Below are 6038 nucleotides of genomic sequence, written 5' to 3' on the forward strand. Positions count from 1 at the left end.
ATCTTGGTCTCGCCCTGGATGCTGGCCGAGGTGGTCATCACCAGGCTGGGCAGCGCCGAGAACTGCTTCTCCAGCGGCGTGGCCACCGAGCTGGCCATGTTCTCGGGGCTGGCGCCGGGGAGCTTGACGGTGACTTCCAGCGTCGGCGTGTCGTACTTGGGCAGGGCCGAGATCGGCAGCTGCGACCAGCAGACCAGGCCCGCCACCAGCACGCTGAGCCAGAACAGCGTGGTGGCGATCGGGCGCTGCAGGCAGCGTTGAGAGAGCTTCATCGCGCCACCTTCACGGCTGCGCCGGGCTTCAGCGCCTGCTGGCCTTCGGCGATCACGCGCTCGCCGCCCTTCAGGCCGGTGACGACGGCCAGCTGGTCCTGGATGCGCAGCAGCTCCACCGGCTTGACCTGCGCGCGGCCCTCGCCGTCGAGCGCGAAGACGAAGCGGCCCTTGGGACCCTCCAGCACCGCCTGCGGCGGCAGCACGATGGCGCCGGGGCTCAGGCCCGCGTCCACGGCCACTTCCACGTAGGCGCCGGGCCAGAGCGTCTTCTTCGCGTTCGGGAACGAGGCCTTCAGCGTGATCGTGCCGCTGTCGGTGTTGACGGTGTTGTTGACGAAGACCAGCGAACCGCCCTCGATCGCGCTGCCGTCCACCGTCTTCAGCCGCACCTGCACCTTGCCCGCGGCGCGCGCCGCCATCAGGCCGGCGAGCTGCGCCTCGGGCAGCGTGAACTCGATGCCGATCGGGTCGATCTGCACCAGCGTCACCAGCGGCGTGGCCGCGCCCGGCTGCGCCAGGCTGCCGGTGTGGACGGAGAGGGCGCCGCTCAGGCCGTTGATCGGCGCGCTGATGCGGGTGCGCGCCATCGCCACGCGGCTGGCCGACACGTCGGCCTGCGCGGCCTTGTACTGGGCCTGCAGCGATTCGAGCTTGCTGGCGCTGGTGTCGACCGCGCTGGTCGAGTAGAAGCGCGATTTGGCGAGCTGCTGGGTGCGGGCGAGATCGCGCCTGGCGTCGTCCACCTGCGCCTCGATCTGCGCGGCGGTGGCCTCGGCGCGGGCCAGCTGCGCGTTGACGTCGCTGGCATCGATGGTGAACAGCAGCTGGCCGGCCTTCAGCTCGTCCCCCTCGCGGAAGTGCACGCCCTGGATCGTGCCGGCCGCCTGCGGGCGGATGTCCACCTGGTTCAGCGCGATGACGTGGCCTTGCGCGCTGAGCTTGACCGGCAGGTCGCGCATCTCGGCGGCGACGACGCTGACCAGCGGCGGCGGCTTGGGCGTCGGGGCGGTTTCGACGGGCGGCTTCACCAGCAGGCCCGCCTGGTGGGCCACCGCGGCGGCGGCGGCGATGGCGACGGCGGCGCCGCCGAGGAAGATCCATTTCTTGTTGTCGGTGTTGCTCATCGCTGTTCGTCCCCCCGCGCCGCAAGGGCGGCATTGACCTTGGCGATCGCCGGCTCGGTCAGCGCGCCGGCATTGGCGGCCAGTTGCAGTTCGTTGTAGAGGTAGTCCACCCGCGCGGCGCGCAGGTTGTAGAGGGTCTGGTAGTAGCTCTGCTCGGCGTTCAGCACATCGATCAGCGTGCGCACGCCGACCTCCTGGCCGAGCCGGCTCGAACGGATGGACGACTCGCCCGACACCCGCGCCCGCTCCAGCGCGCGGATGCGCTCCGCCCCGTCGCGCAGCGCCTGGAAGTACTGGCGGGTCAGCCGTTCCACATCGCGCTTGCCCGCTTCCAGCGTGTAGCGCTGCTGGTCCTGCACCGCATAGGCCTGGCGCAGCTGCGAGCGGCGGCTGCCGCCGTCCAGCAGCGGCAGCGTCAGCGTGAGGCCGATGGTGCCGGTGGTCGTCGTGTCGTGCCCGCCCGAGGTGGCGATGCTGCCGGCCTCGCGCTGGCGGCCGAGGCTGGCGCCCAGGCTCAGCACCGGCGCGCCTTCGGCACGGTACTGCGCGATCTGGCTGCCGGCGATGTCCACGCCCAGCGCCAGCTGGCGCAGCACCGGATTGCCCTTTAGGGCCAGGTCTTGCCAGCCAGGCAGCTCAGTCGGCTGCAGCGCCGGCGCCACCCAGCCGCTGGCGACCGGCAGCAGCGTGCCGGCATCGAGCCCGGTCAGCACGGCGAAGGCATCGGCCTTGTTGGCCAGGTCGTTGGCATTGGCCACCTCGGCGGCGAGCAGGCTGTCGTGGCGGGCCTGGGCGTCGTCGGCGTCGGTGATGCTGACCAGGCCCAGCTCGTACTTCTCCCGGGCCAGGCTCAGCTGCTCGCCGACGGCCTGCTGCTGCGCGGTGGCCAGGCTCAGCGACTCGCGGGCCAGCAGCACGTCGAAGTAGCTGCGCGCCACGCGCAGGGCCAGGTCCTGCTCGGTCTGCAGGTAGAGCTGGCGGGCCTGCTCGGCCTCGCGGTGCAGGCGGTCGCGGGTGGCGGCGGCCGCGGCGTCGTAGAGCGGCTTGGACCAGACGAGGGCGGCGGCATAGGTCTGGCCGTTGGTGCTGCTGCCGGGGCGCTGCTGCTGGGCGGATTGGGTGGCGTCGGCGCTCAGGTCCACGCGCGACGCCAGCAGCGCGTCGCCCTGCGGGATCTTCTCCAGCGCGGCGCGCAGGGCGGCCTGCGCGGCCATCAGGCCGGCGTCGTGCGTGCGGGCGGCCTCGCAGGCCTGCTGCAGATCCACGGCGCGGGCCTGTGGGATCAGGAACAACAGGCAGCAGGCAACAAGGAGTCGGGTTCGCAGCATCGGGATCAGGAAAAAAAGAAGGCGTCGCGCGGAGACCAGCACGACGCCTCGGGTTCCAACGCGCGCGGGGTGGCGCGTGGAGGCCCTAACGAGGAGACTCAACGCATCGTTAGCGGGTGGCCGTCGTCGTCTTGCTGGGAATGACTTCGTACCTTAGAAGCCCCGCCTTAGCAGTTGCTGAGCCCCCGACGGCGACGTACAGGCGGTTCAGCTCCGGCACGAGGTAGGCGGTCTTCGCGCCTTTCTCGGACGGCACGCGGGCCAGTTCCTCGTAGTGGTCGGGGTCGATCTGGCGGTACACGCCGATGTAGTCGTCGCCGGCGGCATAGATGCGCTGGTTGGCGGCGTCGAACATCATCCCGTTGGTGCGGCCGGGCGCGTCGAAGCTGGCGACGGTGGCGCCGGTGTCGGTGTTCAGCACGACCAGCTTGAAGGGCTTGCGGGTGATCAGGAACAGGCGCTTGTTCGCCTCGTCCAGGTCGATCTGCGAGTTGTTCTGCCCCTCCTTGACCGGCCAGGTGGCGAGCAGGCGGCCGGAGTCCTTGTCCAGCACTGCGACCTCGCTCTTGCCGGCCACGTTGATGAAGACGCGCTTGCCCTGCTGCTCGGCGACGATGCCCTCGGTGAAGTCGGTGTCGAAGGTGATCGGGTTGCCGGTCGGCTTGCCGGTGGAGGCGTCGACCTGGCGCACGGTGACGGTGGGCTGCTTCTTCGTCGCGTTCTTGCCGCCGGTGACGAACCAGAGCCGGTCCATCGAGCGGTCGTAGCTCATCACGTCGGAGCCGGGCGCCAGCTTGATCGTGCCGATGACCGCGTAGGTGCGGCCGTCGAGGATCTTGCTGAGGCCGTCCCCGCTGTTGCTGACGACGAGCCGGTTCGTCATCGGCTCGTAGTGGATCGCGTGCGGCGTCTCCATGTCCTTGACCGTCTTCAGGTGGGCGCCGCTGCGCAGGTCGAAGACCTCCAGCGTGCCGCCGTCCTCGCCGGCCAGGAACAGGCGGTTGCCTTTCAGGTCGGCGCCGAAGTGGTCGAAGTCGCCGTCGTAGCCGGGCAGGTCGGTGCGGCCGAGCGGCTTCAGCGCCTGCTCGGCGTGCGCGAAGCCGGTGGTGCCGAGAAGCAGCGCCGCGGCGATCGCGATCCCCTTGAGGGTGTTGCGTCGTGTTGTCATGACTCTCGTCCTCGTCACGGCGGCTTACTTGGCGGCGTCGAACAGCGCGTTGTAGCTCTTGATCTTCTTGGCCAGCGCGTCGCGCAGCGCGGTGGACTTCTTCAGGTACTCCATCTCGCTGGCGCTCGTGTGCGGGTTGCCCTTGGGGTCCTTGAAGGCGTAGACGACCAGGCCCACGTTCTCGCCGGTGGCGTCGCGCATCGGCATCAGCACGACCCACTTCTTGACCGTGTCCTTCACGCGCTTCCAGCGCGGGTCGAGGATGGTGATGCCCTTCTTGATCACGTCGATGTCGTCCGGATCGTCCGGGTTGCCGATGCGCTCGGGGTAGGAGCCGGCGAACATCGTGTAGACCTCGCTCATGCCGGGCGGCACGCCGTGCAGCGTGATGCTGAGCAACTCGGGGTGGGCGGCCATCGTCTCGTCGGACAGCTTCTGGGCGTAGATCTTCTGGGCCGGGGCGGTCCAGTTCTTGGCCGGGGCGTCGGCGGCGAAGCTGCTGCCGGCCAGCACCAGCAGGGCGGCGGCGAGGGAAAGGTGCGTCTTGCGCATGTCGTGTGTCTCCGTGAGGGGTGATGAATAGGGTCGAGCGGAATTTAGGAGCGGCGCCTGTACGCTTCCTGTCGTCTTCCTTAAAGCATGTTCAGGTTGCAGCCGGGGCGATCCGATAGCATCGCCGCCACATGCTGCTTCTCAAATCGATCGGCTCGCGCATCGCCCTGGGTTATGCGCTGACCTTGACCGTTATGCTGGCCGGGCTGTTCATCGCCGGCCACTACCTGCTGGAGCAGTATCTGGTGCGCCAGCTCGACGAGCTGAACGAGGCCCAGTTCAAGCACCTGCGCGCGGTGCTCGGCGCCGACTACGCCAAGCTGACGCCGGCCGACATCGACGCCCGCATCCGCGAGGCCACCGAGTCCGCCTCGGCGATGTTCTACACGGACATGCACGGGCCGATGACGAACCGCTTCTTCCGCTCGAGCAACCTGCACGGGCAGTCGATCCCGGACATCGTCGGCCAGAACACCTACTCGATCGCCGTGGAGGGCATCGGCGAGGTGCGGGTCAGCGAGTTCCGGCTGATGCCCTTCGACGTGATGGTGGCCACGCCGCTGGCCCCGGTGCGCGACCTGATGGCCGGCTACCGCAAGGTCTTCCTGGGCCTGCTGTTCGGCGGGCTGGTGATCAGCCTGCTGATCGGCTATGCCCTAAGCAAGCTGATCCTGCGGCCGGTGCGGGTGATGCAGCGCACGGCGGTGCGCATCCGCTCGGACAACCTGGCCGAGCGCATCCCGGTCGGCGAGAGCGGGGACGAGATGGCGCGCCTCGCCGAGTTCCTGAACCAGACCTTCGACCGGCTGGAGGTGTCCTTCAGCGAGATCCGGCGCTTCGCGGCCGAGGCCTCGCACGAGCTGAAGACGCCGCTGTCGCTGATGCGCCTGCATGCCGAGCGCCTGGCGGGCGACGACACGCTGGCCGAGCGGCACCGCGAGTCGGTGCTGGTGCAGCTGGAGGAGATCGGGCGGGTCAACCACATCATCGACGAGCTGCTGTTCCTGTCGCGCGCCGACGCGGGCGCGGTGATGCTGGAGCTGAAGGCCGTGCGCCCCGGCGAGTTCCTGGCCGCCTTCGCCCAGGACGCCGGCGCGCTGGCCGAGTACGACGGCAAGCGCTACGTCTGGGACCACCACGGCGAGGGCACGATCGCCATCGACGGCAAGCGCATCCGCCAGGTGCTGCTGAACCTGCTCAGCAACGCGCTGAAGGTGACGCCCGCCGGCGGCCTGATCAGCCTCGACTCCACGCTGACCAGCGACCGCTGGCGCGTCAGCCTCGTGGACGAAGGGCCGGGGCTCTCGCCCGAGCAGTGCGAGCGCATGTTCGAGCGCTTCGTCCGCTTCGACGCCGAGCCGGGCGACCAGCGCGGCACCGGCCTGGGCCTGCCGATCTCGCGCAGCATCGTGGCGATGCACAAGGGGCGGGTGTGGGCCACCAGCGAGGATCTGGGGCGCGGGCTGAGAGTGGTGATCGAGGTTCCCGTGACGGCCTGAGGAAGGCGAATGACGCGAAGGGACGGGTTTGCAGCGCTGCGGCCCCCGTGGAGTTGCGCGGAGCGCGTCTGCGCGAAAGCCAACTGGTGGCA

General features: G+C 69.5%; 6 protein-coding genes. 1 reads left to right on the forward strand and 5 read right to left on the reverse strand.

The annotated features are described in order from the left end of the window. The 5 genes from B0W88_RS28840 to B0W88_RS28860 form a co-directional block, all read right to left on the reverse strand. A partial coding sequence (locus tag B0W88_RS28840) for an efflux RND transporter permease subunit (protein ID WP_144007042.1) occupies positions 1-272 on the reverse strand: 272 nt, incomplete at its 3' end. Continuing rightward, positions 269-1399, reverse strand: a complete 1131-nt coding sequence (locus B0W88_RS28845) for an efflux RND transporter periplasmic adaptor subunit (RefSeq protein WP_077037991.1) — start codon at positions 1397-1399, stop codon at positions 269-271. The genes B0W88_RS28840 and B0W88_RS28845, both read right to left, overlap by 4 nt. Further along, positions 1396-2691 (reverse strand): TolC family outer membrane protein, encoded by a 1296-nt coding sequence (locus tag B0W88_RS28850; protein WP_077037992.1) that lies wholly within the window; start codon positions 2689-2691, stop codon positions 1396-1398. The genes B0W88_RS28845 and B0W88_RS28850 overlap by 4 nt, the downstream gene beginning before the upstream one ends. Positions 2692-2836: 145 nt before the next feature. Continuing rightward, complete coding sequence (locus B0W88_RS28855; protein ID WP_077037993.1) at positions 2837-3895, reverse strand: YncE family protein; 1059 nt, start codon at positions 3893-3895, stop codon at positions 2837-2839. 24 nt (positions 3896-3919) lie between these two features. Continuing rightward, the gene (locus B0W88_RS28860) at positions 3920-4447 is read right to left on the reverse strand and encodes a hypothetical protein (protein ID WP_077037994.1); all 528 of its coding nucleotides are present in this window, start codon (positions 4445-4447) and stop codon (positions 3920-3922) included. 131 nt (positions 4448-4578) lie between these two features. Here B0W88_RS28860 and B0W88_RS28865 point away from each other — a divergent pair, with 131 nt between their 5' ends. Continuing rightward, the gene (locus tag B0W88_RS28865) at positions 4579-5946 is read left to right on the forward strand and encodes an ATP-binding protein (protein ID WP_077037995.1); all 1368 of its coding nucleotides are present in this window, start codon (positions 4579-4581) and stop codon (positions 5944-5946) included. Positions 5947-6038 lie beyond the last annotated feature (92 nt).

This window comes from Pelomonas sp. KK5, assembly GCF_001984095.1.
Taxonomy (GTDB): Bacteria; Pseudomonadota; Gammaproteobacteria; order Burkholderiales; family Burkholderiaceae_C; genus KK5.

Bases quoted from the DNA above. Each gene is read 5' to 3' on its own strand.
- B0W88_RS28845 (WP_077037991.1), bottom strand. From the start codon at position 1,399: ATGAGCAACACCGACAACAAGAAATGGATCTTCCTCGGCGGCGCCGCC.
- B0W88_RS28855 (WP_077037993.1), bottom strand. From the start codon at position 3,895: ATGACAACACGACGCAACACCCTCAAGGGGATCGCGATCGCCGCGGCG.
- B0W88_RS28860 (WP_077037994.1), bottom strand. From the start codon at position 4,447: ATGCGCAAGACGCACCTTTCCCTCGCCGCCGCCCTGCTGGTGCTGGCC.
- B0W88_RS28865 (WP_077037995.1), top strand. From the start codon at position 4,579: ATGCTGCTTCTCAAATCGATCGGCTCGCGCATCGCCCTGGGTTATGCG.